The following is a 25654-nucleotide window of genomic DNA, read 5'->3' as shown; positions in this document are numbered from 1 at the left end:
TCTTGTCCGCTTCCATCCCTTCTTCCGACGCTCGCGCGCCACTGGCCGCGCTGAGGATCGAATTCCCCGAATCCCTGCCGGTCTCGGCCCGGCGTGAAGAGATCGCGCAGGCCATCGCCGACCACCAGGTCGTCATCGTCTGCGGCGAGACCGGCTCGGGCAAGACCACGCAACTGCCCAAGATCGCCCTGCAGCTCGGACGCGGCAAGCTCGGCAAGCCGCCGGGGCAGGGCCGGCTGATCGGCCACACGCAGCCCCGGCGCATCGCCGCGAGCTCGGTCGCCAAGCGCATCGCCGAGGAACTGAAGACGCCGCTGGGCGACGTGGTCGGCTTCAAGGTGCGCTTCCAGGACCGGCTATCGCGTGATGCCTCGGTCAAGCTGATGACCGATGGCATCCTGCTGGCCGAGACGCAGACCGACCCGCTGCTCAAGGCCTACGACACGATCATCATCGACGAGGCCCACGAGCGCTCGCTGAACATCGACTTCCTGCTGGGCTACCTGCGCGAGATCCTGCCGCGCCGGCCCGACCTGAAGGTCGTCGTCACCTCCGCCACCATCGACGCCGAGCGCTTCGCGCAGCATTTCAGGTCGGCCCGGGGGCCGGCGCCGGTGATCTACGTGTCGGGCCGCACCTTCCCGGTCGAGCAGCGCTACCGGCCCTTCGAGGAGTCGCGCGACCACGACCTGAACGACGCCATCGCCGAAGGCGTCGACGAGCTCTGGCGCGATCCGCACAACGCCGGCGACATCCTGGTCTTCCTGCCCGGCGAGCGCGAGATCCGCGAGGCCGCCGACCACCTGCGGCGCCACCTCGCCAACCAGCCGGTGATGCGCGGCGCCGAGGTGCTGCCACTGTTCGCTCGTCTGTCGCCGGCCGAGCAGGACCGCATCTTCGAGGGCCACACCGGGCGCCGCGTGGTGCTGGCCACCAACGTCGCCGAGACCTCGCTGACGGTGCCCGGCACGCGCTACGTGATCGACACCGGCACGGCGCGCGTCAAGCGCTATTCGTTCCGCAGCAAGGTCGAGCAGCTGCTGGTCGAGCCGATCAGCCAGGCCGCGGCCAACCAGCGCGCCGGCCGCTGCGGCCGCGTGGCCAACGGCATCTGCATCCGGCTCTACGACGAGAAGGACTTCGAGAGCCGGCCGCGCTTCACCGACCCCGAGATCCTGCGCTCCTCGCTCGCCGGGGTCATCCTGCGCATGAAGTCGCTGCACCTGGGCGATGTCGAGCAGTTCCCGTTCCTGGAGCCGCCGCAGCGCCGCGCCATCGCCGACGGCTACCAGCTGCTCAACGAGCTGGGCGCGGTCGACGATGCCAACGAGCTGACGGCGGTCGGGCGCGAGCTGTCGCGCCTGCCGCTGGACCCGCGCGTGGGCCGCATGATCCTGGAGGCGCGCGAGCGCGGCGCGCTGCAGGAGGTGCTGGTGATCGCCTCCGCGTTGAGCGTGCAGGACGTGCGCGACCGGCCGATGGAGGCCCAGCAGCAGGCCGACCAGGCGCATGCCAAGTTCGACGACGAGAAGAGCGAATTCAGCGGCTACCTGACCCTGTGGAAGTGGCTCGGCGACGCGCGTGGCGGGGCGCCGGTGGCGACCTCGCGGCGCGAGATGGCGCAGCAGCAGGGCGGCCCGCGCCGCGCCAGCGCGGCGGTGCTGCCGGTGGCGCAGCGCCTGGCGCGTCCGGCGGTGGAGCCCCTGCCGGCGGCGGCCGCCACGGCGCCCACGCACAAGCTCACCAACCGCCAGTACGAGCAGCTGCTGCGGCAGAACTTCATCAACATCCGCCGCGTGCGGGAGTGGCGCGACATCCACTCGCAGCTGCTGACCGTGGTGGCCGAGCACAAGTGGCCGATGGGCGCGCAGGCGGCGAGCTACGAGGCGCTGCACCTGTCGATGCTCGCCGGCCTGCTGGGCAACATCGGCTGGAAGATGGAGGACCCGGGCGGTGGCGGCGGTGGCGCGACGCCGGCGGCCGGCCAGGGCCGGCCCTCGGGCTCGGGCGGCAATGGCGAATACCTGGGCGCGCGCGGCATCAAGTTCTTTCCGCATCCGGGCGCGCACCTGCGCAAGAAGCCGGGGCGCTGGATCGTGGCGGCCGAGCTGGTCGAGACCACGCGCCTGTTCGGTCGCGGCATCGCCCACATCGAGCCGCAATGGCTGGAGGAGGTCGCCGGCCACCTGCTGAAGAAGCAGCTGCTCGATCCGCACTGGGAGAAGAAGGGCGCGCAGGTCACGGCGCTGGAGCGCGCCACGCTCTACGGACTGGTGGTCTACAGCGGCCGGCGCATGGACTTCGCGCACATCGATCCGGTCGGCGCGCGCGAGATCTTCATCCGCGAGGCGCTGGTGGCCGGGCAGTGGGAGAGCCGCCTGCCGTTCCTGGCGGCCAACCGCAAGCTGGTCAAGGAGGTCGAGGGGCTGGAGCACAAGTCGCGCCGGCAGGACGTGCTGGTCGACGACGAGCTGATCTATGCCTTCTACGACGCCCAGCTGCCGCCCGACGTCGCCAGCGGCGCCTCGTTCGAGCACTGGTACCGCGAGGCCTCGCGCGCCCAGCCGCGCCTGCTCTACCTCTCGCGCGACGAGCTCATGCGCCACCAGGCCGCGGGCATCACGACGCAGTCGTTCCCGCCGACGATCCGCCTGGGCGGCGTCGACTGCGTGGCGGCGTACCTGCACGAGCCCGGCGACCCGAAGGACGGACTCACGGCCACCGTGCCGCTGTTCGTGCTCAACCAGGTCAGCGAGGAGCGCTGCGAGTGGCTGGTGACGGGCATGCTGCGCGACAAGGTGCAGGCGCTGCTCAAGAGCCTGCCGCAGCGCCCGCGCTCGCGCCTGGTGCCGCTGCCCGAGTCGGCCGCGCGATTGACCGAGGCGCTCTGCGCGCCCGAAGTCTTCGGCGCCGGTTCGCTGACCGATGCCCTGCTCAGGCGCGTGCGCGAGATCACCGGCATCGACGTGCTGCGCGCCGACTTCAAGCTCGACATGCTGCCGCCGCACCTGTTCATGAACCTGCGCGTGGTCGACGAGCATGGCCGGCAGCTGGGCATGGGGCGCAACCTGGGCGCGCTCAAGGCCGAGCTCGGGGCGCAGGCGCGCGGCGCCTTCCAGGCGCTGGCGGGCCTGAACGTGCGCGCGACGCCGGCCGCGGCCGAGCCGGTCGCCGCCACGGCCACGGTCGGCGCCCGGCGCCCGGCCGCGCCGGCGGCCGCCACCGCATCCCCGTCACTGCCGGCCGGGGCGCGCTACACGGCCTGGACCTTCGGCGAGCTGCCCGAGCTGATGGAGGTGCGGCGCGGGGCGCAGGCGCTGATCGGCTTCCCGGCCTTGGTCGACGGCGGCGATGGCGTGACCATCGAGGTCTTCGACGAGCCGGCCGTCGCGGCGGCCAGGCACCGCGTCGGCCTGCGCCGCCTGTTCGCGCTGCAGCTCAAGGACGCGCTCAAGTACCTGGAGAAGAACATCCCCGACCTGCAGAAGATGGCCGCCGCCTACATGTCGCTGGGCACGGCGGAGGAGCTGCGCCAGCAGATCGTCGACGTGGCTCTCGACCGCGCCTTCCTGCAGGAGCCGCTGCCGACCGACGAGGCCGCGTTCCGGCGCCGGCTCGACGAGGGGCGTGGCCGCCTCACGCTCATCGCCAGCGAGGTCGCGCGCCTGGCCGGCGCGGTGCTGGTCGACTACGCGGCCGCCACGCGCAAGATCAAGGACACCAAGGCGCATCCCGCCGCCACGGCCGATGCCGCCCAGCAGCTGCAGCGACTGATGGGCAAGCGCTTCATCGCCGACACGCCCTGGACGCAGCTGCAGCATGTCGCGCGCTACCTGAAGGCCATCACCCTGCGCCTGGACAAGATCCGCAGCGATCCGGCGCGCGATGCCACGCGCCTGGCCGAGCTTCAGCCACAGGAGCAGCGCTACTGGCGCCTGGTGGCCGAGCGCAAGGGCGTGGCGGACGAGCGCATGCTGGAATTCCGCTGGCTGCTGGAGGAGCTGCGGGTGAGCTTCTTCGCCCAGGAACTGCGCACGCCCCAGCCGGTGAGCGTCAAGCGCCTGGACAAGGCCTGGGCACAGCTCTCCCACTGAGGATGCGCGCCGCCGATGCCTCGCGCGGCCGGCCCGGCCATCGCCGGAGCCCGGCCCCGGGACGGCGTCAGAGGCGCGCCAGCCGCTCCAGCGCCAGTTCGAGCGTCTCGTCCTTCTTGGCGAAGCAGAAGCGCACCACGCGCTGGTCGAAGCCATCGCCATAGAAGGCCGACAGCGGGATCGCGGCGACGCCGATCTCCTTGACCAGCCACTGGCAGAACGCGGCCTCGTCGAGGTCGGTCACCGAGCGGATGTCGACGCACTGGAAGTACGTGCCGGCGCTGGGCAGCAGGCGCAGGCGCGTGCCCGCCAGGCCGGCCGTGAACAGGTCGCGCTTGCGCTGGTAGAACGCCGGCAGGTCGAGATAGGGCCGCGGATCGGTCATGTACTGCGCCAGCGCGTACTGCATCGGCGTGTTGACCGTGAAGACGTTGAACTGGTGGACCTTGCGGAATTCCGCCATCAGCGCCGCCGGCGCCGCCACGAAGCCGATCTTCCAGCCGGTCACGTGATAGGTCTTGCCGAAGCTGCTGACGATGAAGGCGCGCGCCGCCAGGTCCGGGAAGCGCGCCGCGCTCTCGTGGCGCACGCCGTCGAAGACCATGTGCTCGTAGACCTCGTCGGCGATCAGCAGCACGTCGGTCGGCGCGAGCAGCGCCTCCAGCGCGCGCATCTCCTCGGTGGTCCAGACCGTGGCGCTGGGGTTGTGCGGCGTGTTGACGATGATCGCGCGCGTGCGGGGCGTGAGGGCCGAGGCGATGCGGTCGAAGTCCGGCCGGAAGGTGCCGGGCGTGAGCGGCACGCGCACCACGGTGCCACCGGCGAGTTCGATGTTCGGCACGTAGCTGTCGTAGCACGGCTCCAGCACGATCACCTCGTCGCCCGGCCGCACCACCGCCAGCACCGCCGTGATGATGGCCTGGGTGGCGCCGGCGGTGACGGTGATCTCGCTGGCGGCGTCGTAGCGGTGGCCGTAGAGCGTCTCGATCTTGGCGGCGATGGCCTCGCGCAGCGCCGGCACGCCGGGCATCGGCGGGTACTGGTTGTGGCCGGCCGCCATCGCGGCGCCGACGGCCGCGGGCAGCGCCGGATCGCAGGCGAAGTCCGGGAAGCCCTGGCCGAGGTTGACCGCATGGTGCTCGGTGGCGAGCGCGGACATCACGGTGAAGATGGTCGTGCCCACGGCGGGCAGCTTGGTGGCAACGCTCGGCGTGCGGGGCGTGCGGGGCGTGCGGGGCGTGCGGGGCGCGCGGGGCGTGGAGACGGGGGAGGTCGACGTCGACGGCATGTTCAGAGTTCGTAGTCTTCGGGGTGGCCGCTCAAGGCCTTGGCGATCAGGTTGCGGTCGAGCCGGTCGCTCAGCAGTTCGGCGAACTTGAAGACGAAGTTGCGCAGGTAGGCGCTGCGCTTGAAGGCGACGCGCGCGATGTTGCTGCCGAAGATGTGCCCCATCGGCCGCACCACCAGGTCGGCGTTGGAATCGTCGCGCACCGCCATCTCGGCCACGATGCCGATGCCCAGGCCGAGCCGGACATAGGTCTTGATGACGTCCGAATCGATCGCTTCCAACGCGATGCGCGGCGTCAGCTTCTTCTGCGCGAACGCGTGGTCGATGCGGGTGCGGCCGGTGAAGGAGGGGTGGTAGGTGATGATCGGCTCGGCCGCCAGGTCCTCGAGCGACAGGCGCTCCTTGGCGACCAGCGGGTGCTCCTTGGGCAGCACCAGCACGTGCTGCCATTCATAGCAGGGCAGCGTCACCAGCTCGGCATAGCCGTCGAGCGACTCGGTGGCGATGCCGATCTCCGCAACCTCGTCGATGACCATGCGCGCCACCTGGTCGGGCGAGCCCTGGTGCAGGCTGACATTGACCTTGGGATAGGCCTCGCGCAGGTGGACCACCGGCAGCGGCAGCACATAGCGGGCCTGGGTGTGGGTGGTGGCGATCGACAGCGTGCCGCTGTCCTGGGCGCTGAACTGCTCGCCGATCCGCTTCAGGTTGCCGACCTCCCGCATGATCAGGCCGATGCTCTCGATCACGTGCTGGCCGGGTTCGGTCACGCGCTTGAGGCGCTTGCCATGGCGCGCGAAGATCTCGACGCCGAGCTCCTCCTCGAGCTCGATGATGGCCTTCGACACCCCGGGTTGCGACGTGTGCAGGGCCTTCGCGGCCTCCGTCAGATTGAGATTGCGACGGACCGCTTCCTGAACGAATCTGAATTGATGCAAGTTCATAACGAATTATGTTTTTTTGTGTAATTCATTATGCCGTAATAATCTATAGAAACTTTCCTATTAACCGTTCAATGCCATGTTCGCCAGCAGCTCGATGACGCGCGGATCCTCGCCCACCGCGGAGGCCACCGTGATGTCGACCGAGGGGTGCGCGGCGCGCAGGTCCTCCACCAGCAGCGGCAGGTCCTCGCGCGCATGCTTGCCGATGCCCAGGAACAGCGGAACGATGCGCAACGCACCGGCGCCGTCGGCCACCAGTCGGGCGGCCGCCGTGGGCAGGTCGGGAACCACCAGCTCGAGGTAGGAGCAGGCCACCAGGACCTGCGGATCCTGCAGCCGGATGCGCGCGGCCACGGCTTCGACCGGTTCGCGCCAGCGCGCGTCGCGCGAGCCATGGGCGAACAGCAGGACGCCGCGGCGCGACTCGGTCGGGGAGGGAGGGGAATCGTTCATGCGGGACGGCCGGGTGCGGAGGGGACGGTGGAGGAGGAGCGGCAGCCTGCCTGCGGCGCTAGCGCCGCAGCACCAGCCAGCCGAAGGTCGCCAGCGACAGCACGGTGTAGATCAGCCCCGGTGCCGCCGCCGTCAGCCAGGGCAGCCAGTTGCTCAGGTTGCCGATGTAGCCGAACACGTTGTTCAGCAGGAAGAAGCTGATGCCGATCATCACGCCGCCGAAGACATAGCTGGTGATGCCCTTCTGGCGGAAGTGCAGGTAGGCGAAGGGCAGGGCGAGCACCACCATCACCAGGCAGGACAGCGGATAGAACACCTTGCGCCAGAACTGGATCTCGTAGCGCTGCGCCGTCTGGGCGTTGGCCTCCAGGTGGCGGATGTACTCGAACAGGTCGATGGTGGGCATGCGCTCGGGCTTGAGCAGCGCCACCGAGATCATCTCGTTGGTCAGCGACGTCGGCCATTTCCATTCGGGCAGCGCGATGGTCTCGATGCGCGCCGTGTCCTTGGCGCCGCGCGTGTCGTAGCGCTGGCGCTCGACCTGCGACAGCACCCAGGCGCCGTCGACGATGCGCGCCGAGGCGGCCGAGGTCTGCGACGACACATAGCCCTTGGCGTCGAACTCGAAGATCCGCGGCGCCACCAGCACGCCGTCGCGGTTGAGGGCCGAGACATTGACGGCATACGACATGTCGCCCTGCTTCTCCTTCAGCCAGGCGCCGGTGATGCCGGCCGCCGCCGCGTACATCTCGCCCCGGTAGCGGGTCTTGACCAGTTGCGCCCCGCGGTCGGCGTAGGGCGCCACGTAGTCGCCGACGGCGAAGGTCAGCACCACGAAGCCCAGTCCCAGCATCAGCAGGGTGCGCAAGGCCCGCCAGGGCCCCAGGCCGCTGGTGCGCAGGATGGTGTATTCGGAGCTCTGGGCCAGCCGCGCCATCACGAAGATGGTGCCGATCAGCACCGCGATGGGCAGCAGCTCGTAGAGGTGGCTGGGCACCAGCAGGGCGACATAGAGCAGGGCCTGGGGCACGCCGTAGTCCAGGCTGTCGGCGCGGCCGATGCTCGAGAGCTCGTCGATGAAGTCGAAGAAGAAGAACAGGGCCAGGAAGCCGAGGGCGACGAAGGCGACCGACTTCAGCACCTCGGCATAGATCAGGCGGCGGATGGTTCTCACGTGCGCGGGTCCGGGGTCGCGGGCACGGCGGCGCGGCGCGCGCGGCGGACCCAGTTGTTGTTGCGCTTGGCCAGCCAGAGCGCGGTCAGTGCCAGCACGCCGCCATGCAGGCCGATCAGGTAGGTGGCCATGCCGACGCGGCCCGAGGCGACCCAGCTCTGGCCGAGGTTGATCAGGTTGAGATAGACCACGAAGGCGAAGAAGGCCAGCATCAGGTTGCCGCTGCGGCCCACGCGCGGATTGACGCTGGTGAGGGTCAGGGCGAGCAGCACGAAGTTGGCGCCGGCCAGCAGCATGCCCAGGCGCCAGCCGAGCTCGCCGCGATTGACCGGCGTCGGATCGGCCAGCAGCTGCGCCGTCGGCCGCGAACGCGCCGGCTTGTCCTGCAGCGCCGCCGCCGTGTCGCCGCCGACCCGGGCGCCATAGGTGCCGAACTCGCTGATCTTCAGGGGACCGGGCACCAGCGGCCGCTCGAGCCGCTGGCCGTTGCTCAGCAGCAGGTAGCGGCCGTCGCCGACGGTGTCGATGCGACCGCTGCGCGCCGACGTGATCAGCTGCTTGTCGCGCTCGATCGAGGAGATGAAGACATTGGTCGCCGTGGCGCCGTCGGGCGTGTCCTTGTCGATGAAGAAGACCCGGTTGCGGCCGGCCGATTCGCGGAATTCACCGGGCGTGATGCGCTCGAGGTCGCCACGGCGCTCGTACTGGTCGCGCATGCCCTGGGTCTGCGAGTTGGCCCAAGGCCAGCCGAACACCGCCAGCAGTCCGACCAGCACCAGCACCGGCCAGGCGAAGCGGAACAGCGGCTTGGCGAAGTCGACCAGTCCGCGCCCGCTGGAGAACCAGATCACCATCTCGCTGTCGGCGTACATGCGCGAGAGCGTGCCCACGATGGCCACGAACAGGCTCAGGCTGAGGATGGTGGGCATGTAGCCGAGCACCGTGTAGGCCATCACCAGCATCACGTCCGACGGATCGACACTGCCCTTGGACGCCAGTCCGAGCGTGCGGATCAGCATCATGGTCATCACGATGGTGGCCAGGACCACCAGGGTGGCGCTGAAGCTGCGCGACAGCTCCTTGCGAAGAGTGGAATGAAATAACATCGTCGGAGGAAAAAAAGGATTATGGACTTCCAGCTCAAGACCCTCACGACCGCCCAGGCGGCGAACGAAAAGACCGACGCGCTGATCGTGCTCGTCGCCGAATCACCCGGGGTCGAGGCGACGCAGAAGACCTCTCCCACGCCCGGCGATGACGCCCTGGCGGCCCTGATCGCGCAGGTGCGGCAGGCCGGCGACCTGCCGGCGAAGGCCGGCAAGCTGCTGGCGCTGTACCGGCCGGCCGGCATCGCCGCGGCGCGCGTCATGCTGGTCTCGGCCGGCGACGGCCTGCCGGCGGCCGTGCGCAGCGCCGTGCTGGCGGGCGTCGGCGCGGCCAAGGCCCTCGATCCCAAGCGCCTGACGATCGTCTTCGCGGGCCCGACGCAGGCGCCGGCGGTGCATGCGGCGGTCCTCGCCGCGGCCGATGCCACCTATGTCTACGTGACCACCAAGCCTAAGGCCGAGGCGCGCAGCGTGCGCCAGCTGGTGGTGGGCCTGCCCGATTCGGGCGCCACGGCCGATGCCTTCGCCCAGGCGCAGGCGACCGTCGCCGGCATCGAGCTGGCCAAGGAATGGGGCAACCGCCCGTCCAACCACGCCACGCCGACGCTGCTGGGCGAGGCCGCGCGCGAGCTCGCCGCACTGCCGCGCATCCAGTGCGAGGTGCTCGGCCCCAAGGAAGTGGCCAAGCTGGGCATGGGTTCCTTCGCCGCCGTGGCGCAGGGTTCCGAGGAGCCATTGCGCTTCATCGTGCTGCGCTACCAGGGCGCGGCCAAGGGCGACGCGCCCGTGGTGCTGGTCGGCAAGGGCATCACCTTCGACACCGGCGGCGTCTCGATCAAGCCGGCCGGCGACATGGACGAGATGAAGTACGACATGTGCGGCGCGGCCAGCGTCCTGGGCGTGTTCCGCGCGCTCGGCGAGATCCGCCCGGCGATCAACGTGGTCGGCCTGATCCCGTCGTGCGAGAACATGGTCAGCGGCCGGGCGCTCAAGCCCGGCGACGTCGTCACCAGCATGAGCGGCCAGACCATCGAGGTGCTCAACACCGACGCGGAAGGGCGCCTGGTGCTGTGCGACGCGCTGACCTACGCCAAGCGCTTCTCGCCGCGCGCGGTGATCGACATCGCGACCCTGACGGGCGCCTGCGTCGTGGCCCTCGGCGGCGTGCGCAGCGGGCTGTTCGCCTCCGACGACGCCCTGGCGCAGGCCCTGGCCGACGCCGGCGAGCGCGCGCAGGACCGCTGCTGGCGCATGCCGCTGGACGACGAGTACGCCGACGGCCTGAAGACCAGCTATGCCGACGTCGCCAACATCGGCGGCCGGGCCGGTGGCGCGATCACCGCGGCCAAGTTCCTGCAGCGCTTCGCCGCCGACTTCCCGTGGGCGCATCTCGACATCGCCGGCACGGCCTGGAAGAGCGGCGCCGCCAAGGGCTCCACCGGACGCCCGGTGGGCCTGCTGCTGGCCTACCTGATGGCCCAGGCCGAGGCCGGGTCCTCCGGCGCGACCGACGGCACGGTCGCCACCACCGCGCCAGCGGCCCCGGGCACGCGCAAGGCGGGCGCCAAGCGGGCCTCCCGCTCGGGCGCGAAGACCGGGCGATCGGCGTCGTGACCGGCATCGACTTCCACTTCAACACGCCCGACAAGATCCACCACGCCTGCCGGCTGCTGCGCAAGGCCGTGGCGGCGCGCGGCGCGCGGGTGGTGGTGGTCGGCGATGCCGCGATGCTGGAGGCCATCGACGTCGCGCTGTGGCAGCTCTCGCCGGCCGACTTCATCGCGCACTGCCGCGACGATGCCGCGCCCGGCATGCTGTCGCGCTCGCCGGTGGTGCTGGCGGCGGGCGGCGAGGCACGGGCGCCGCACCACCAGGTGCTGGTGAACCTGGGCGCCGACGTCCCGGCCGGTTTCGGCCGCTTCGAGCGGCTGGTCGACATCGTCAGCGACGACGAGGAGGACCGGCGGATGGCGCGCTCGCGCTGGCGTCACTATGCCGACCGGGGCTATGCCATCACCCGGCACGACTTCAACGCCGGAGGCCGGGCATGAGCGCGAATCCTCCCGGGCGCACGCCGCCGGCCTTCGTGCCGACCCTGACGGCCGTGCTCGAGCCCGGTCCCGGCGTCGTCGACGAGGGCGACACCGGCTCGATCGAGGCGCGCGTCCTGCAGCGCGTCATGTCGCGGCTCGACGCCGATCTGGAGACCCGCCTGGGCGATGCCGTGGCGGCCGCGGTGGAGGCCCAGCTCGACGTCATGGTGCCGCGTCTGCGGCGCGACATGCAGGCCGCGCTGCGTGCCCTGATCGCCGAGGCCCTGGCGCGCGAACTTGCGGAAAACCCGCAGTCGCCCCCGCCCTGAACGCCTCCGGGCGCGGGCTACACTGCGCGCGGTTCAAACACGCGCGGATGCGGCGGCCACAGGACGGCGCGGAACTTGCTCGGATGTCCCAGGCGGTTTCGGCGGCCGGTTTTTCCATCACCCTCAACTCGTTTCCCTGGAGTTTTCTCATGCAATTGAAATGGACCGCGGTCGCACTGGCCGCCCTGACCCTGGTGGCCTGCGGCAAGAAGGAAGAAGCGGCCGCCCCTGCCGCCACGACGCCGACCGCCGCCGCGCCGGCGGCCGCTCCCGCGGGTGAGACGGTCGTCGTGAAGATCGGCCACGTCGGGCCAGTCAGCGGAGCGATCGCGCACCTGGGCAAGGACAACGAGCTGGGCGCCAAGATGGCCATCGAGGACCTGAATTCCCGTGGTATCAAGCTCGGTGGCAAGACCGCCAAGTTCGAGCTGGTCGCCGAGGACGACGCCGGCGATCCCAAGCAGGGCACGGCCGTGGCGCAGAAGCTGGTCGACAGCAAGGTCAACGGCGTGGTGGGCCACCTGAACTCCGGCACCACGATCCCCGCGTCCAAGCTCTACAGCGACGCCGGCATCCCGCAGATCTCGCCCTCGGCGACCAACCCCAAGTACACGCGCCAGGGCTTCAAGACCACCTTCCGCGTCGTCGCCGACGACACGCAGCTCGGCGGCACGCTCGGCCGCTACGCGGTCGACACGCTCAAGGCCAAGAACATCGCCGTCATCGACGACCGCACGGCCTATGGCCAGGGCGTCGCCGACGAGTTCGAGAAGGCCGCCAAGGCCGCCGGCGCCACCATCGTCGGCCACGAGTTCACGACCGACAAGTCGACCGACTTCAATGCCATCCTGACCAAGCTCAAGGGCGCCAAGCCCGACGTGGTGTTCTTCGGCGGCATGGACGCGGTGGGCGGCCCGATGCTCAAGCAGGTCAAGCAGCTGGGCATGAATGTCAAGTTCATGGGCGGCGACGGCCTGTGCACCGGCGAGCTGGCCAAGCTCGCGGGCGACGCGGTGGGCGAGGACATGGTGGTCTGTGCCGAGGCCGGCGGTGTCGATGGCGACCTGAAGGCGCCGCTCGATGCCTGGAAGACGAAGTTCAAGGAGAAGAACAACGTCGACGTGCAGCTCTATGCGCCCTACGTGTACGACGCGGTGCAGATCCTGGCCGCCGCCATGGAGAAGGCCGGTTCGTCCGATCCGGAGAAGTACCTGCCCGAGATCGGCAAGATCGAATACAAGGGCCTGACCGGCCCGATCGCCTTCGACGAGAAGGGCGACGTCAAGAATGGCGCGCTGACGCTCTACACGTACAAGGGCGGTGCCCGCACCCAGATCTCGGTGGTGCGCTGATCGACCGGAAGACATCGGCGCCACGCGCCGGTGGAAAGGAACGAAGGGGCCTCGCGCCCCTTTTTCTTCGTCCGCGCCGTTCAGGCGCCAGTCGGGATCAGGCGCGCCACGTAGCGCGCCAGCGATGCGTCGGGACCCAGCGCCAGCTGCAGCGAGGCCTGGGCCCGTTCCATGTGACCGGCCAGGCATTCGCGCGCGGCCTTCAGTCCCAGCAGGGCCACCAGGGTGGACTTGCCGGCATCGCGGCCGACGTCCTTGCCCAGGACCACGGTGCTGCCGCAGGCATCGGCGATGTCGTCGGCGAGCTGGAAGGCCTGGCCGAGTTCGGTCGCGAAGGCGGTCAGCGCCGCCCGGGTCGCGACATCGGCATGCGCGGCGAGCGCGGCCATCTCCACCGCCGCGGTGAACAGGGAGCCGGTCTTGAGCTGGTTGGTCTGCACGATCGACTCGGCGCTGCGCTGGACGCGGCCGTCGCGCAGGTCGCGGCACTGGCCGCCGACCAGGCCACGCGGGCCGATGGCCTCGGCCAGCACGGTCATGCAGCGCACCCGCACGGCGGGTGCCAGGCTGCTGCTGCCGGCCGCGGCGAACGCCTGCCCGAGCAGCGCGACGGCCGCCAGGATGGCGACGTCGTCGCCATGCAGCACATGCAGCGCCGGCCGGCCACGGCGCAGTTGCGCATCGTCCATGCAGGGCAGGTCGTCCAGGGCCAGGGAGGCGGCATGCACCATCTCCAGCGCGCAGGCGGCATCGATGACATCGCCCGCTTCGACACCGAGGTCCTCGGCGGCCAGCAGCAGCAGCAGCGGGCGCAACCGTTTGCCCGGCGCCAGCGCGCAGGCATGCATCGCGCAGGACACCGTGTCGGTGTCGGGCTGCGGCGCCGGGATCCAGGCCAGCAGGCGTTCGTCGACGCGCGCGCGCAGCGCATCCACGTGCGACGCGAAGCCGAGCGAGGCGAGCGCGTCGAGTGCCGGGGAGGGTCGGAGGGCGGGAGAGGTCAGCATGAGCGGTTTTTATAACGTGACAACCTTCAAAGCGGTGTCGGCCGACAGCGCACGCTCTTCCGACTCCCCAGAATCGATCGATCGTCAGTTCCCCCTCATGCCTCACCTCGCGATCATTGCGCCGCCCTTCACCAGCCACATCCGGGCACTCGAGGCATTGGCGGACGCCCTGCATCAGCGGGGACATCGCATCAGCTGGTTCCATCAGGCCGACGTCGGCACGCTGATTCGCAGCCCCCACATCGAATTCCACGCGCTGGGCGCCGACACGCATCCGGCCGGCTCGCTCGATGCCATCGTGGCACGGGCGGCGAATCCCGCAGGCCCGTCGGGCCTGCGCCGCGTGATCCGCGATGTCGCCGCGACCACCGACATGCTCTGCCGCGAGGCTCCGGCGCGTCTGCGCGCCCAGGGCGTCGATCTGGTCATCGCCGACCAGATGGAGGCGGCGGGCGGCCTGGTGGCGGCCCACCTGGGCCTGCCGTTCGTCTCGGTGGCCTGCGCGCTGCCGGTCGATCGCGAGCCGCGCGTGCCGTTGCCGGTGATGCATTGGGGCGCCGCCACCGACCCGGCCGGGCTGCAGATGAACCAGGGCAGCGAACGCGTCTACGACTGGCTCATGCGGCCCCATGCCGAGGTGATCGCGCGCCATGCGGCCGCCTTCGGCCTGCCGCCGCGCACCCGGCTCGACCAGTGCCTGTCGCCATCGCTGGAGATCGCGCAGACCGTGCCCGGTTTCGACTTCCCGCGCGAGGCCGCGCCGGCGACGCTCCATGCGGTCGGTCCGCTGCGTGGCGCGACCACCGCCGAGGACGCGCTCGACCGGCATGCGCCCGGCCTCGCCGACGACCGACCCTTCGTCTTCGCCTCGCTCGGCACATTGCAGGGCGGGCGCTTCCGACTGTTCCGACGGATCGCACGCGCCTGCCGGGCCGAGGGCGTGCAATTGCTGGCGGCGCACTGCGACCGGCTCGACGCGCGCCAGGCCGAGGCCCTGCGGCGCGCCGGCGCGACCTGGGTCACCGGCTTCGCGCCGCAGCGGGCGGCCATCGCGCGGGCCGATGTCGTGGTGACGCATGCCGGGCTCAACACCGTCATGGATGCGCTGGCCGCCGGCAAGCCGATGCTGGCGCTGCCGATCGCCTTCGATCAGCCGGGCTGCGCGGCGCGCGTGGTGCACGCGGGCGTCGGCCTGCGGCTCTTCCCGGGGCTGATGACCACCCGGGCGATCCGCCAGGCCCTCCGTCGGCTGCTGGACGAGCCCCGGTTCGCCCTGGCGGCCCGGGCGCTGGCCCCCCGGGTGCATGCCGCCGGCGGCACGGCGCTGGCGGCGGATCTCGTCGAGGCGCAACTGGAGACGCGACCCGATGCCGAGTGCCCGCGCATCGCCGACGCAGCCATTCCCACTGCCACCACCGGCGCCGGCGCGCCGACCGCCACCGGACCGGCAACGGATTGCGACCTGCTGCTGGTCGGCGGTGGTCTGAGCAACGGCCTGATCGCCTGGCGGCTGGCGCAGCGGCGTCCCGAACTGCGCGTGATCGTGCTGGAGAGCGACGACGTGGCGGGCGGCAACCACACCTGGTCGTTCCACGACGCCGACCTGGACGCGGCGCAGAACGCCTGGATCGCGCCGCTGGTGGCGCATCGCTGGCCGGCCCATGCCGTGCGCTTCCCGCAGCGCCGGCGCCGCGTCGAAGGCGGCTATGCGTCGGTCACCTCGAGCCGCTTCGATGCGGTGCTGCGCGACGCCCTGGGTGACCGGCTGCGCTTCGGCACGCCGGTGCGTCGGCTGGATGCGCGATCCGTCACCCTGGCCGATGGCCGCGTGCTGACGGCCGGCTGCGTGCTCGATGGCCGTGGCGCGCGGCCGAGCCCGCACATCGCGCTCGGTTTCCAAAAATTCCTCGGCCAGGAGATCCGCACGGCCGCGCCGCACGGCCTCGTCGAGCCGGTGCTGATGGATGCCACGGTCGATCAGCACGATGCCTACCGCTTCGTCTACCTGCTGCCGTTCTCGCCCGACACCCTGCTGATCGAGGACACCTACTACGCCGATGGCGCCGCGCTCGACGATGCCGTGCTGCGCGAGCGCATCGCCGCCTATGCCCGGGCGCAGGGCTGGCGCATCGCCGAGGTGCTGCGCGAGGAGCGGGGCGTGCTGCCGATCGTGCTGGCCGGCGACATGGAGGCGTTCTGGCGTGATGCCGGCGCGGGCCCGGTGCCGGTCGGCCTGGCGGCGGCGCTGTTCCATCCGACCACCGGATATTCGCTGCCCGATGCCGTCCGGCTGGCCGACCTCGTCGCCACGCTGCCGGTGCTCGACCTCGACGCGGTGCGTGGCGCGGTGCGCGACCACGCCTTGCGCACCTGGCGCGACCGGGGCTTCTTCCGCCTGCTCAACCGCATGCTGTTCCGCGCCGCCGAGCCGACCCGGCGCTGGCGCGTGATGCAACGTTTCTATGGCCTGCCGGCGCCGCTGGTCGCGCGCTTCTATGCCGCGCGACCGACGCTCGCCGACCAGCTTCGCATTCTCACGGGCAAGCCGCCGGTGCCACTGGGTGCCGCGCTGCGCGCCGCCCTGGCCACCGACCTGCGCGGACCGCCCGCAACCCAGGAACCCATCCCTTATGAAACCCGCTCGTAGCGCCATCGTCGTGGGGGCCGGCTTCGGCGGACTCGCGCTGGCCATCCGCCTGCAGTCCGCCGGCGTCCAGACCACCCTGCTCGAGGGCCGCGACCAGCCCGGCGGCCGCGCCTATGTCTATCGCGACCAGGGCTTCACCTTCGATGCCGGACCGACCGTCATCACCGATCCCACGGCCCTGGAGGAACTGTTCACGCTCTCCGGGCGCCGCATGTCCGACTATGTCGAGCTGCTGCCGGTGGCGCCGTTCTATCGCCTGTGCTGGGAGGACGCGCCGCCGTTCGACTACGCCAACGACCAGGCCGACCTCGATGCGCAGATCGCCGCCCGCTCGCCCGAGGACGTCGAGGGCTATCGCCGCTTCCTGGCCTATTCGCGCGCCGTCTTCGACGAGGGCTATCTCAAGCTGGGCACGGTGCCGTTCCTGTCGTTCCGCAGCATGGTGCAGGCCGGACCGGCGCTGGCCAAGCTGCAGGCCTGGCGCAGCGTCTACAGCATGGTGTCGAAGTTCATCAAGGACGAGCACCTGCGCCAGGCCTTCAGCTTCCATTCGCTGCTGGTGGGCGGCAATCCGTTCGCCACCTCGTCGATCTATGCCCTGATCCACGCGCTGGAGCGCGAGTGGGGCGTGTGGTTCCCGCGTGGCGGCACCGGCGCGCTGGTGCAGGGCATGGTGCGCCTGTTCGAGGACCTGGGTGGCACGCTGCGCCTGAATGCCCCGGTGGCCCGGATCGAACTGGAACGCCGGCGCGCGAGCGGCGTGGTGCTGGGTGGCGCCTTCGCCGGCGAACGCATCCCGGCCGACATGGTGGCGAGCAATGCCGACGTGGTCCACACCTACGAGGCACTGCTCGGCCACGAGCCCCGTGGCCGGCTCGAGAGCAAGCGGCTCAAGCGCAAGAATTTCTCGATGTCGCTGTTCGTCATCCACTTCGGTCTCAAGCGCCGGCACGAGCACCTGCGCCACCACACGGTGTGCTTCGGTCCGCGCTACAAGGAGCTGATCCAGGAGATCTTCCACGGCAAGACGCTGGCCGACGACTTCTCGCTCTACCTGCACGCGCCCTGCGTCACCGATCCGTCGCTGGCGCCCGAGGGCTGCGGCGCGCACTATGTGCTGGCGCCCGTTCCCCATCTTGGCAACGCCGATATTGACTGGGAGGTCGAGGGTCCGCGCTTCCGGGATCGTATTCTTCAGTACCTAGAAAAGTATTACATCCCTGACCTGCGTGCCGACCTCGTGACCAGTCGAATCTTCACCCCCGCCGATTTCCGCGACGAACTGGGCGCGCACCTGGGCTCGGCCTTCTCGCTGGAGCCGTTGCTGACCCAGAGCGCCTGGTTCCGCCCGCACAACCGCGACCGCCTGATCCCCAATCTCTACATCGCCGGCGCCGGCACGCATCCGGGCGCCGGAGTGCCGGGCGTGGTGGGTTCGGCCAAGGCGACGGCCGGGCTGATGCTGGAGGAGGATGCATGAACCCTCGCAGGCCCGTCGGTCGGCCCCGTGTCGATTCGACCTCGATCCATGCCGAACAGGCGATCCGCCAGGGCTCCAAGAGCTTCGCCGCCGCCGCCAGGCTGTTCGACCCGGCGACGCGCGACAGCGCCGTCAAGCTCTATGCGTGGTGCCGCCATTGCGACGATGTCATCGACGGGCAGTCGCTCGGCCATGGACAGGTCGGGGGCGACCGCGAGGATGGCGCCGGACGCATCGCCGAGTTGCGGGCCCTCACCCTCGGCGCCTGCCGGGGCGAGCCGATGACGCATCCGGCCTTCGTCGGGCTGCAGCAGATCGTGCAGGCGCACGGGATCCCCGAGCACTATCTGATGGAGCACCTGGCCGGTTTCGCGATGGATGTCGATCCCGCCACGCGCTACGAATCCATCGACGACACCCTGCGCTATGCCTGGCGCGTGGCCGGCGTGGTGGGCGTGATGATGGCGCTGCTGATGGGCACGCGCGGCGGCGCCTCGGTGCCGGCCCACGTACTGGACCGCGCCTGCGACCTGGGCGTGGCCTTCCAGTTCACCAACATCGCGCGCGACATCGTCGAGGACGCCGCCATCGGCCGGGTCTACCTGCCGGCGCAGTGGCTGCGCGAAGCCGGGCTGCCCGTGGGCGATCCGATGGCGTTGACGCGGCGCGAGCATCGCGCGGCGCTGGCGATGGTCGCGGCGCGGCTGGTGGAGGCGGCGGAGCCGTATTACCGCTCATCGATGACCGGCATCGCCACCTTGCCGATCCGCTCGGCCTGGTCGATCGCCACGGCGCGCGGGGTGTACCGGCACATCGGCCATCTGGTGCGCCAGCGCGGTCCCCACGCCTGGGACCAGCGGGCGGCGACGTCGCGCTGGGACAAGCTGCGCTTCGTGGTACGGGGCGGGGCGGTGGCATTGCTGTCGCGCGCGCTGCCGCCACGTTCGCGGGCGCCGCAGCTGTGGCGACGGCCGGTCTGATCCAAGGGGCCTGAGGCCGTGCCGATCCGGTGGGCGCGCGGCCGGTCCGTCGCGGTGGCCGGAGCGCGGTCGATTCAGGAAAGGCGGCGAGCGGCTCGACCGTTCAGTGGCCGGCGTCGATCGCGCGGCGCTGGTCGGCGCGCCGGGTCTGGGCGGCCTGCAGCTGCTGCTTGAGGCGCCGGGGCGAGGGCGCCCACAGGAATCCGAACGACACGCAGCCTTCGCGGCCCCGCACCGCGTGGTGCAGCCGATGCGCCTGGTAGAGCCGCTTCAGGTAGCCGCTGCGCGGCGTCCAGCGCAATGGCCAGCGCCGATGCACCATGCCATCGTGGGCGACGAAATACAGCGCGCCATACAGCGTCATGCCGGCGCCGATCCACTGCAATGGCCAAGCGCCACGCATGCCGAACCAGACCAGCGCGATCGCCACGCCCGCGGACACGATCGCATACAGGTCGTTGGCCTCGAACCAGCCGCGCCGCGCCTCGTGGTGCGAGGCGTGCCAGCCCCAGCCGAAGCCATGCATCACGTACTTGTGCGCCACCCAGGCGAATGCCTCCATGCCGGCGGCGGTGGCGAGGACGATGAGGAGGTTGGACAGGAAGGACACGTGGGAGTCGGTCGAGCAATGCGGGGGTCGAGTCAGGGATGGGCGGCTTTACGACCAGGCAGCCACCGACGACTATCGCCGACCGTCGCGTGCCGGTCGAAGGCGGACATCCGGCGTCATCGTAAGGCCAGCGCGCCGGAGCGAGGATGCGGGTGGGGAAAGGCCATCCTGGAAAGCCGCTCGAGGCGTGTGGGGCCCTGGTGCCGAGGACGCACCCGGTCGCGCGTCATCCAAAGAAAAAGCCCGGCTCCCTGTGGAGGGCCGGGCTTTCTGGATGCTCGCGACGGATCGCGAACAATGATTTGGCGGAGCAGGCGGGATTCGAACCCGCGGAGGGCTATTAACCCTCACACGCTTTCCAGGCGTGCGACTTAAACCGCTCATCCACCGCTCCGCGAAGCCCTCGACTATAGCAGCGTTCGAGGGCCTTTCCGCCGGCCGGCGCGGGATTTCAGCTCGTGGGGGTCGACTTGCCGGCCTGCACCATGCGCATTGCGGAGGCGATCAGCGCCGAGGTCTCGGTCATGTTGCTCGGCACGATCAGGGTGGTCTTGGCGTCGGCGGCGACCTTGCTGAAGGCATCGACCGCGCGTTCGGCGATCTTGAGCTGCACCGCCTGCTCGCCACCGGGCTGGCGGATCGCCGCGGCGACGCGCTCGATGGCCCCGGCCGTGGCCTCGGCGAGGGCGGTGATGGCCGCCGCCTCGCCCTGGGCGTTGTTGATCTGCGCCTGCTTCTCGCCTTCGGAACGCGCGATGAAGGCCTCGCGCTCGCCGGTCGCGATGTTGATCTGCTCCTGGCGCCGGCCCTCGGAGGCGGCGATCAGCGCACGCTTGCCGCGCTCGGCCGTGATCTGGGCCTGCATCGCCAGCAGGATCTCCTTGGGCGGCGTCAGGTCCTTGATCTCGTAGCGCAGCACCTTCACGCCCCAGTTGAGCGCCGCCTCGTCGATGGCGGCGACCACCTGGGCGTTGATGACGTCGCGCTCCTCGAAGGTCTTGTCGAGTTCGAGCTTGCCCACGACGCTGCGCAGCGAGGTCTGCGCGAGTTGGGTGACGGCGACGATGTAGTTGGACGAGCCATAGCTCGCGCGCATCGGATCGGTGACCTGGAAGTACAGGATGCCGTCGACCTGGAGCTGGGTGTTGTCGCGCGTGATGCAGATCTGGCTGGGCACGTCGAGCGGGATCTCCTTCAGGCTGTGCTTGTAGGCCACCTTGTCGATGAAGGGGATCAGGAAGTTGGCGCCGGGCGTCATGGTGCTGTGGTACTTGCCCAGGCGCTCGCGCACCCAGGCGTTCTGCTGCGGCACGAACTTCACCGACTGGCTGATGAAGATCACGGCGATCACGAGGATCACGAGGGGGACTGAATATTCCATGCGGGCGCTTTCGGTAGGAGAGGTGGAAGGTCTGGGCGGGGTCTCAGAGGCGGTCGACGACCAGCCGGCTGCCGACGATCTCGCCGACGCGATGCTCGCCGGGAGCCGGCGCCGTGCCATCGCGTGCCACGGCGGTCCATTGCGCGCCCCGGTAGCGCACGCTGGCCGTGCCGTCGGCGTTCCAGCGCTCGATGTGGACGTGCGAGCCGATGTCGAGGTTGACGTCGCGATTGGCCCGGCTGGGCGCCGCCGCCGGCCGCCGCCGCCGGATCACGTACCAGACGGCCACCGAGCCGACGCCCACGACCGCCGCCGCCAGGATCTGCGCGCCGATGCCGAAGCCGGCATGCGCCACCAGCGCGGCGGCCGCGAAGCCGATGCCCAGCAGCAGCAGGTAGATCGTGCCGGAGAGCAGTTCCAGCACGATCGTGCCGCCGGAAACCAGCCACCAGAAAGTGGAATTGGCCATATGCAGTTCCTTCGTGGTCAATGGGTGTCATTCTCGGCGCATCGGCGCGTCACGTTTCGTCATTCGAATTCCGTACACTTCGCGCCTTTCTCGATCCCCCGTCGCCGCGCCGTCGCGCGCTCCCAGGAGCTTTGCCGCATGAAATTTCGCTTTCCCATCGTCATCATCGACGAGGACTTCCGCGCCGAGAACACCTCGGGCCTGGGCATCCGCGCGTTGGCGCAAGCCATCGAGAGCGAGGGCTTCGAGGTGCTCGGCGTCACCAGCTATGGCGACCTGAGCCAGTTCGCCCAGCAGCAGAGCCGTGCCAGCGCGTTCATCCTGTCGATCGACGACGAGGAGTTCACGCCCGGCCCCGATCTCGATCCCGCCGTGCTCAACCTGCGCAGCTTCATCGAGCAGGTGCGGCGCAAGAACGCCGAGGTGCCGATCTACATCTATGGCGAGACGCGCACCTCGCGCCACATCCCCAACGACATCCTGCGCGAGCTCCACGGCTTCATCCACATGTTCGAGGACACGCCGGAGTTCGTGGCGCGCCACATCATCCGCGAGGCCAAGAGCTACCTCGAAGGCGTGCAGCCGCCGTTCTTCAAGGCCCTCATCGACTATGCCGAGGACGGTTCCTACTCGTGGCACTGCCCGGGGCACTCCGGCGGCGTGGCGTTCCTGAAGAGCCCGGTCGGCCAGATGTTCCACCAGTTCTTCGGCGAGAACATGCTGCGGGCGGACGTCTGCAACGCCGTCGAGGAACTCGGCCAGCTGCTCGACCACACCGGCCCGGTGGCCGCCAGCGAGCGCAACGCGGCGCGCATCTTCAATGCCGACCACTGCTTCTTCGTCACCAACGGCACCAGCACCAGCAACAAGATGGTCTGGCACCACACGGTGGCGCCCGACGACGTGGTGGTGGTCGACCGCAACTGCCACAAGTCGATCCTGCACGCGATCATCATGACCGGCGCCATTCCGGTCTTCATGAAGCCCACGCGCAACCACTTCGGCATCATCGGCCCGATCCCGAGGAGCGAGTTCGAGCCGGCGGCGATCAAGGCCAAGATCCTGGCCAACCCGCTGCTCGCGGGCGTCGACCACGAGAAGATCAAGCCGCGCGTGATGACGCTCACCCAGTCGACCTACGACGGCGTGATCTACAACACCGAGACCATCAAGACGATGCTCGACGGCTACGTCGACACCCTGCATTTCGACGAGGCCTGGCTGCCGCACGCCGCCTTCCATCCGTTCTATGGCGCCTACCACGCCATGGGCAAGCGCCGCGTGCGGCCCAAGGAGTCGCTGGTCTTCGCGACGCAGTCGACCCACAAGCTGCTCGCCGGCATCAGCCAGGCCAGCCACGTGCTGGTGCAGGACTCGCAGAACCGCGCCCTCGACCGCGACCTCTTCAACGAGGCCTACCTGATGCACTCGTCGACCAGCCCGCAGTACGCGATCATCGCCAGCTGCGACGTCGCCGCGGCCATGATGGAGCCACCCGGCGGCACCGCGCTGGTGGAGGAGAGCATCCTGGAGGCGCTCGACTTCCGCCGCGCCATGCGCAAGGTCGAGGAGGAGTTCGGCAAGGACGAATGGTGGTTCAAGGTCTGGGGCCCGGAAAAGCTGGTCGAGGAAGGCATCGGCCGGGCCGAGGACTGGATCATGAAGGGCGAGGACAGCAAGGCCAAGAGCGCCAAGCGCAACTGGCACGGCTTCGGCAAGCTGGCCGACGGCTTCAACATGCTCGACCCCATCAAGTCGACCATCGTCACGCCCGGCCTCGACCTGCAGGGCAAGTTCGCCGAGACCGGCATCCCCGCCAGCGTGGTGACCAAGTTCCTCGCCGAGCATGGCGTGATCGTCGAGAAGACGGGGCTCTACAGCTTCTTCATCATGTTCACCATCGGCATCACCAAGGGCCGCTGGAACACGCTGCTGACGGCCCTGCAGCAGTTCAAGGACGACTACGCGCGCAACCAGCCGATGTGGCGCATCCTGCCGGAGTTCTGCCAGCAGCACCCGGGCTACGAGAAGCTCGGCCTGCGCGACCTGTGCCAGCACATCCACAAGCTCTATGCCCGCTACGACGTCGCCCGCCTGACGACCGAGATGTACCTGAGCGACCTGACGCCGGCGATGAAGCCGAGCGACGCCTTCGCCCACATCGCGCACCGCAAGACCGAGCGGGTGGAGATCGACGATCTCGAGGGCCGCATCACGACCAGCCTGATCACGCCCTACCCACCGGGCATTCCGCTGCTGATCCCGGGCGAGGTCTTCAACAAGAAGATCGTCGACTACCTGCGCTTCGCCCGCGAGTTCAACCGCGAGTGCCCGGGCTTCGAGACCGACATCCACGGCCTGGTGGCGCGCATCGACGAGTCCGGCAAGAAGCGCTACTACGCCGATTGCGTCCGCCGGGCGGAGTGAGATCGAGCGGCCGCCGTGACGCGCGGCCGCCGACCGGCGCGGTGTGCCTCAGGAGGGCGGCGCCGCGACCACGTCTTCCCGCACGCGCAGGAAGCGGGCGAAACGCGGCAGGCCGCCGGGGTGGGTGCCGTTGTAGCGATAGGTCACCCAGGAGCCCACCGGCGGCGGATCGTCGCGCTGCGCGTCGGTGAAGCCGCCACCGAGCCGGAAGCGCTGGCCGTCGGGCATCTCCACCAGCAGCGCGCCGAGCCGGCCGGCATGCCGGCCCTTGCCTTCGAGGTGCGCGACCACGCGCGCCTCGGCATCGTCGTAGGGCTTGACCTTGAGCAGGTCGGCATTGCGCTCGCCGCGATAGAGCGAGGCGCCGCGATGCAGCATCAGGCCCTCGCCACCCATCTTCACGGTCTTGTCCATGAGCGCGCGCAGGGCCTCGTGGGTGGTGGCGCGCTCCTGCGCGACCGGCACCACCCAGGGCGCGCCGACGATGGGCAACAGCTTGCGCAGGGCGGCCAGGCGCGTCGTGAAGTCGCCCGGCTGGCGGGGCAGGTCGAACACCATGAAGCGCATCTCGTGCCAGGCCAGGTCGTTGGGGACCTGGCTGCGCACCGTCGAGACGGCGAGGGCGAAGCGCCCGCGTCCGGCCCACAGCTCGCCATCGAGCGGCACGCGCGGCAATGGCGCCGTGAACCACGCCGGGGCGACCACCCGCTCGCCGCCACGGGTCCACAGGGCGGCGCCATCCCAGTAGCCGCGCACGCCATCGTATTTCTCGCTGACCCAGTAGTCGTCGAGCACCACGCCCTGGCGATAGACATCGGCCAGCATGAGCGCCGGCGGCGATGCAGCCCGGCTCGCGCCCAGCGCCGGCGCGAGCAGCGCGGCCAGGGCCGTGCGTAGAAGTGCGCGTCGTTCGATCATCGGCAGGGGTCCCGTGTCGGCGGCCGGCGGTGCTGCGTCAGGCGCGCTGCGGACGGCGGGGGCGCACGGTCATGCGGAGTCGCGGCGGGCGATGGCGGCGGGTGGCGGGTGGCGGGTGACGGGTAGGGGTCCGGCCGTTCAGGCCTCGGCGATGCCGCCGACGACCTGGCTGAAGCCGCCATCCACGTACGTGATCTCCGCCGTCACGCCGCTGGCCAGGTCGCTCAGCAGGAAGGCGGCGACGTTGCCGACCTCGTCGATCGTCACGTTGCGCCGGATCGGCGAGACATCGGCGACCACCGACAGGATCTTGCCGAAGCCCTTTATGCCGCTCGCGGCCAGCGTCTTGATCGGGCCGGCGCTGATGCCGTTGACGCGCATGCCCTTCGGGCCGATCGATTCGGCCAGGTAGCGCACCGAGGCCTCCAGGCTGGCCTTGGCCAGGCCCATGGTGTTGTAGTTGGGCAGGGCGCGCTCGGAGCCGAGGTAGGTCAGGGTGAGCAGGGCCGACTTGTCGCGCAGGTAGGGCAGCGCGGCCTTGGCCATGGCCGGGAAGCTGTAGGCGCTGATGTCGTGGGCGATGCGGTAGCCCTCGCGCGAGAGGCCGTCGAGGAAGTCGCCGGCGATCGCCTCGCGCGGCGCGAAGCCGATGCTGTGGACGAAGCCGTCGAACTGCGGCCAGGTCCGGGAGAGATCGGCGAAGAGCTTCTCGATCTGGGCATCGTCGGCGACGTCGCAGTCGAAGATCAGCTGCGAGTCGAACTGCGCCGCAAACTCGGCGGTGCGGTCCTTGAAACGTTCGCCGACATAGCTGAACGCCAGTTCGGCACCCTGCTGGTGGCACGCGCGGGCGATGCCGTAGGCGATCGAGCGGTTGCTCAGAACGCCGGTGATCAACAGCTTCTTGCCGGTGAGAAAACCCATGGATCCGTCTCCTGAAAATCGTGGGGCAGAATTCTCGC

Annotated in this window: 20 protein-coding genes and 1 tRNA gene; 9 read left to right on the top strand and 12 right to left on the bottom strand. The window is 70.0% G+C overall.

Annotated features, from left to right (window positions below; all coding sequences use genetic code 11):
- The first annotated feature begins 2 nt into the window (after positions 1-2).
- A complete protein-coding gene (hrpA, locus tag AC1MLT_RS04945; RefSeq protein ID WP_481034149.1) occupies positions 3-4094 on the top strand; it encodes an ATP-dependent RNA helicase HrpA in 4092 nt (1363 codons plus the stop codon).
- Positions 4095-4161: 67 nt separating this feature from the next.
- On the opposite strand, the gene AC1MLT_RS04940 is transcribed toward hrpA, so the two are convergent.
- The 5 genes from AC1MLT_RS04940 to lptF are packed head-to-tail and all read right to left on the bottom strand — an operon-like array spanning position 4162 to position 9059.
- Complete coding sequence (locus tag AC1MLT_RS04940; RefSeq protein ID WP_481034148.1) at positions 4162-5382, bottom strand: pyridoxal phosphate-dependent aminotransferase; 1221 nt, start codon at positions 5380-5382, stop codon at positions 4162-4164.
- A 2-nt stretch (positions 5383-5384) separates the two neighbouring features.
- Positions 5385-6326: a CysB family HTH-type transcriptional regulator gene (locus AC1MLT_RS04935; RefSeq protein WP_481034147.1), complete on the bottom strand. Its 942-nt coding sequence runs from the start codon at positions 6324-6326 to the stop codon at positions 5385-5387.
- A 60-nt stretch (positions 6327-6386) separates the two neighbouring features.
- Positions 6387-6779: a sirohydrochlorin chelatase gene (locus AC1MLT_RS04930; protein ID WP_481034146.1), complete on the bottom strand. Its 393-nt coding sequence runs from the start codon at positions 6777-6779 to the stop codon at positions 6387-6389.
- 58 nt (positions 6780-6837) lie between these two features.
- A complete protein-coding gene (lptG, locus tag AC1MLT_RS04925) occupies positions 6838-7953 on the bottom strand; it encodes an LPS export ABC transporter permease LptG (protein ID WP_481034145.1) in 1116 nt (371 codons plus the stop codon).
- Entirely contained in the window at positions 7950-9059 is a 1110-nt protein-coding gene (gene lptF / locus AC1MLT_RS04920) for an LPS export ABC transporter permease LptF (RefSeq protein ID WP_481034144.1), read from the bottom strand. Before lptF ends, lptG begins: the two co-directional genes overlap by 4 nt.
- A gap of 21 nt (positions 9060-9080) precedes the next feature.
- On the opposite strand from lptF, the gene AC1MLT_RS04915 reads away from it, so the two are divergent.
- The 4 genes from AC1MLT_RS04915 (at position 9081) to AC1MLT_RS04900 (ending at position 12773) form a co-directional block, all read left to right on the top strand.
- Positions 9081-10673 carry a leucyl aminopeptidase gene (locus AC1MLT_RS04915; protein WP_481034143.1) on the top strand — a complete coding sequence of 531 codons (1593 nt, stop codon included), beginning with the start codon at positions 9081-9083 and terminating at the stop codon, positions 10671-10673.
- Complete coding sequence (locus AC1MLT_RS04910; protein ID WP_481034142.1) at positions 10670-11110, top strand: DNA polymerase III subunit chi; 441 nt, start codon at positions 10670-10672, stop codon at positions 11108-11110. The genes AC1MLT_RS04915 and AC1MLT_RS04910 overlap by 4 nt, the downstream gene beginning before the upstream one ends.
- Positions 11107-11421 carry a hypothetical protein gene (locus AC1MLT_RS04905; protein ID WP_481034141.1) on the top strand — a complete coding sequence of 105 codons (315 nt, stop codon included), beginning with the start codon at positions 11107-11109 and terminating at the stop codon, positions 11419-11421. The genes AC1MLT_RS04910 and AC1MLT_RS04905 overlap by 4 nt, the downstream gene beginning before the upstream one ends.
- 149 nt (positions 11422-11570) lie before the next feature.
- The gene (locus AC1MLT_RS04900; protein WP_481034140.1) at positions 11571-12773 is read left to right on the top strand and encodes a branched-chain amino acid ABC transporter substrate-binding protein; all 1203 of its coding nucleotides are present in this window, start codon (positions 11571-11573) and stop codon (positions 12771-12773) included.
- Between the two features lie 80 nt (positions 12774-12853).
- On the opposite strand, the gene AC1MLT_RS04895 is transcribed toward AC1MLT_RS04900, so the two are convergent.
- Positions 12854-13780 (bottom strand): polyprenyl synthetase family protein, encoded by a 927-nt coding sequence (locus tag AC1MLT_RS04895; RefSeq protein WP_481034139.1) that lies wholly within the window; start codon positions 13778-13780, stop codon positions 12854-12856.
- Positions 13781-13877: 97 nt separating this feature from the next.
- Between AC1MLT_RS04895 and crtY the strand changes: the two genes are divergently transcribed.
- From crtY to AC1MLT_RS04880, 3 genes are read left to right on the top strand one after another with little or no spacing between them, the layout of a single operon-like run.
- Complete coding sequence (crtY, locus tag AC1MLT_RS04890) at positions 13878-16427, top strand: lycopene beta-cyclase CrtY (protein ID WP_481034138.1); 2550 nt, start codon at positions 13878-13880, stop codon at positions 16425-16427.
- On the top strand, positions 16411-17907 hold the full coding sequence (locus AC1MLT_RS04885) for a phytoene desaturase (RefSeq protein WP_481034137.1): 1497 nt from the start codon (positions 16411-16413) through the stop codon (positions 17905-17907). Before crtY ends, AC1MLT_RS04885 begins: the two co-directional genes overlap by 17 nt.
- Positions 17904-18887, top strand: a complete 984-nt coding sequence (locus AC1MLT_RS04880) for a phytoene/squalene synthase family protein (RefSeq protein WP_481034136.1) — start codon at positions 17904-17906, stop codon at positions 18885-18887. Before AC1MLT_RS04885 ends, AC1MLT_RS04880 begins: the two co-directional genes overlap by 4 nt.
- 103 nt (positions 18888-18990) lie before the next feature.
- Here AC1MLT_RS04880 and AC1MLT_RS04875 read toward each other — a convergent pair whose 3' ends face one another.
- The 4 genes from AC1MLT_RS04875 to AC1MLT_RS04860 all read right to left on the bottom strand — a co-directional run bounded on the left by AC1MLT_RS04875 (position 18991) and on the right by AC1MLT_RS04860 (position 21347).
- A complete protein-coding gene (locus AC1MLT_RS04875; RefSeq protein WP_481034135.1) occupies positions 18991-19497 on the bottom strand; it encodes a sterol desaturase family protein in 507 nt (168 codons plus the stop codon).
- Positions 19498-19800: 303 nt separating this feature from the next.
- A tRNA-Ser gene (locus AC1MLT_RS04870) sits at positions 19801-19891 on the bottom strand.
- A gap of 57 nt (positions 19892-19948) precedes the next feature.
- Entirely contained in the window at positions 19949-20878 is a 930-nt protein-coding gene (locus tag AC1MLT_RS04865; protein ID WP_481034134.1) for an SPFH domain-containing protein, read from the bottom strand.
- Positions 20879-20921: 43 nt separating this feature from the next.
- Positions 20922-21347, bottom strand: coding sequence for an NfeD family protein (locus AC1MLT_RS04860; RefSeq protein ID WP_481034133.1), 426 nt, complete (start codon positions 21345-21347; stop codon positions 20922-20924).
- Between the two features lie 138 nt (positions 21348-21485).
- On the opposite strand from AC1MLT_RS04860, the gene AC1MLT_RS04855 reads away from it, so the two are divergent.
- The gene (locus AC1MLT_RS04855; protein WP_481034132.1) at positions 21486-23774 is read left to right on the top strand and encodes an Orn/Lys/Arg family decarboxylase; all 2289 of its coding nucleotides are present in this window, start codon (positions 21486-21488) and stop codon (positions 23772-23774) included.
- Positions 23775-23822: 48 nt separating this feature from the next.
- Here the strand turns inward: AC1MLT_RS04855 and AC1MLT_RS04850 are convergent, their stop codons facing one another.
- Positions 23823-24692, bottom strand: a complete 870-nt coding sequence (locus tag AC1MLT_RS04850; protein WP_481034131.1) for a DNA ligase — start codon at positions 24690-24692, stop codon at positions 23823-23825.
- A 138-nt stretch (positions 24693-24830) separates the two neighbouring features.
- A complete protein-coding gene (gene fabI, locus AC1MLT_RS04845) occupies positions 24831-25616 on the bottom strand; it encodes an enoyl-ACP reductase FabI (RefSeq protein WP_481034130.1) in 786 nt (261 codons plus the stop codon).
- Between the last annotated feature and the right edge of the window lie 38 nt (positions 25617-25654).

Source organism: Variovorax sp. PEI5 (genome assembly GCF_056679935.1).
This window is presented reverse-complemented; position numbering and strand designations above follow the sequence as displayed.

Bases quoted from the DNA above. Each gene is read 5' to 3' on its own strand.
- AC1MLT_RS04935 (WP_481034147.1), bottom strand. From the start codon at position 6,326: ATGAACTTGCATCAATTCAGATTCGTTCAGGAAGCGGTCCGTCGCAAT.
- AC1MLT_RS04915 (WP_481034143.1), top strand. From the start codon at position 9,081: ATGGACTTCCAGCTCAAGACCCTCACGACCGCCCAGGCGGCGAACGAA.
- crtY (WP_481034138.1), top strand. From the start codon at position 13,878: ATGCCTCACCTCGCGATCATTGCGCCGCCCTTCACCAGCCACATCCGG.
- AC1MLT_RS04930 (WP_481034146.1), bottom strand. From the start codon at position 6,779: ATGAACGATTCCCCTCCCTCCCCGACCGAGTCGCGCCGCGGCGTCCTG.
- AC1MLT_RS04895 (WP_481034139.1), bottom strand. From the start codon at position 13,780: ATGCTGACCTCTCCCGCCCTCCGACCCTCCCCGGCACTCGACGCGCTC.
- AC1MLT_RS04940 (WP_481034148.1), bottom strand. From the start codon at position 5,382: ATGCCGTCGACGTCGACCTCCCCCGTCTCCACGCCCCGCGCGCCCCGC.
- AC1MLT_RS04860 (WP_481034133.1), bottom strand. From the start codon at position 21,347: ATGGCCAATTCCACTTTCTGGTGGCTGGTTTCCGGCGGCACGATCGTG.
- AC1MLT_RS04900 (WP_481034140.1), top strand. From the start codon at position 11,571: ATGCAATTGAAATGGACCGCGGTCGCACTGGCCGCCCTGACCCTGGTG.
- AC1MLT_RS04880 (WP_481034136.1), top strand. From the start codon at position 17,904: ATGAACCCTCGCAGGCCCGTCGGTCGGCCCCGTGTCGATTCGACCTCG.
- AC1MLT_RS04865 (WP_481034134.1), bottom strand. From the start codon at position 20,878: ATGGAATATTCAGTCCCCCTCGTGATCCTCGTGATCGCCGTGATCTTC.
- AC1MLT_RS04850 (WP_481034131.1), bottom strand. From the start codon at position 24,692: ATGATCGAACGACGCGCACTTCTACGCACGGCCCTGGCCGCGCTGCTC.
- AC1MLT_RS04855 (WP_481034132.1), top strand. From the start codon at position 21,486: ATGAAATTTCGCTTTCCCATCGTCATCATCGACGAGGACTTCCGCGCC.
- lptF (WP_481034144.1), bottom strand. From the start codon at position 9,059: ATGTTATTTCATTCCACTCTTCGCAAGGAGCTGTCGCGCAGCTTCAGC.
- fabI (WP_481034130.1), bottom strand. From the start codon at position 25,616: ATGGGTTTTCTCACCGGCAAGAAGCTGTTGATCACCGGCGTTCTGAGC.
- AC1MLT_RS04905 (WP_481034141.1), top strand. From the start codon at position 11,107: ATGAGCGCGAATCCTCCCGGGCGCACGCCGCCGGCCTTCGTGCCGACC.
- AC1MLT_RS04885 (WP_481034137.1), top strand. From the start codon at position 16,411: ATGAAACCCGCTCGTAGCGCCATCGTCGTGGGGGCCGGCTTCGGCGGA.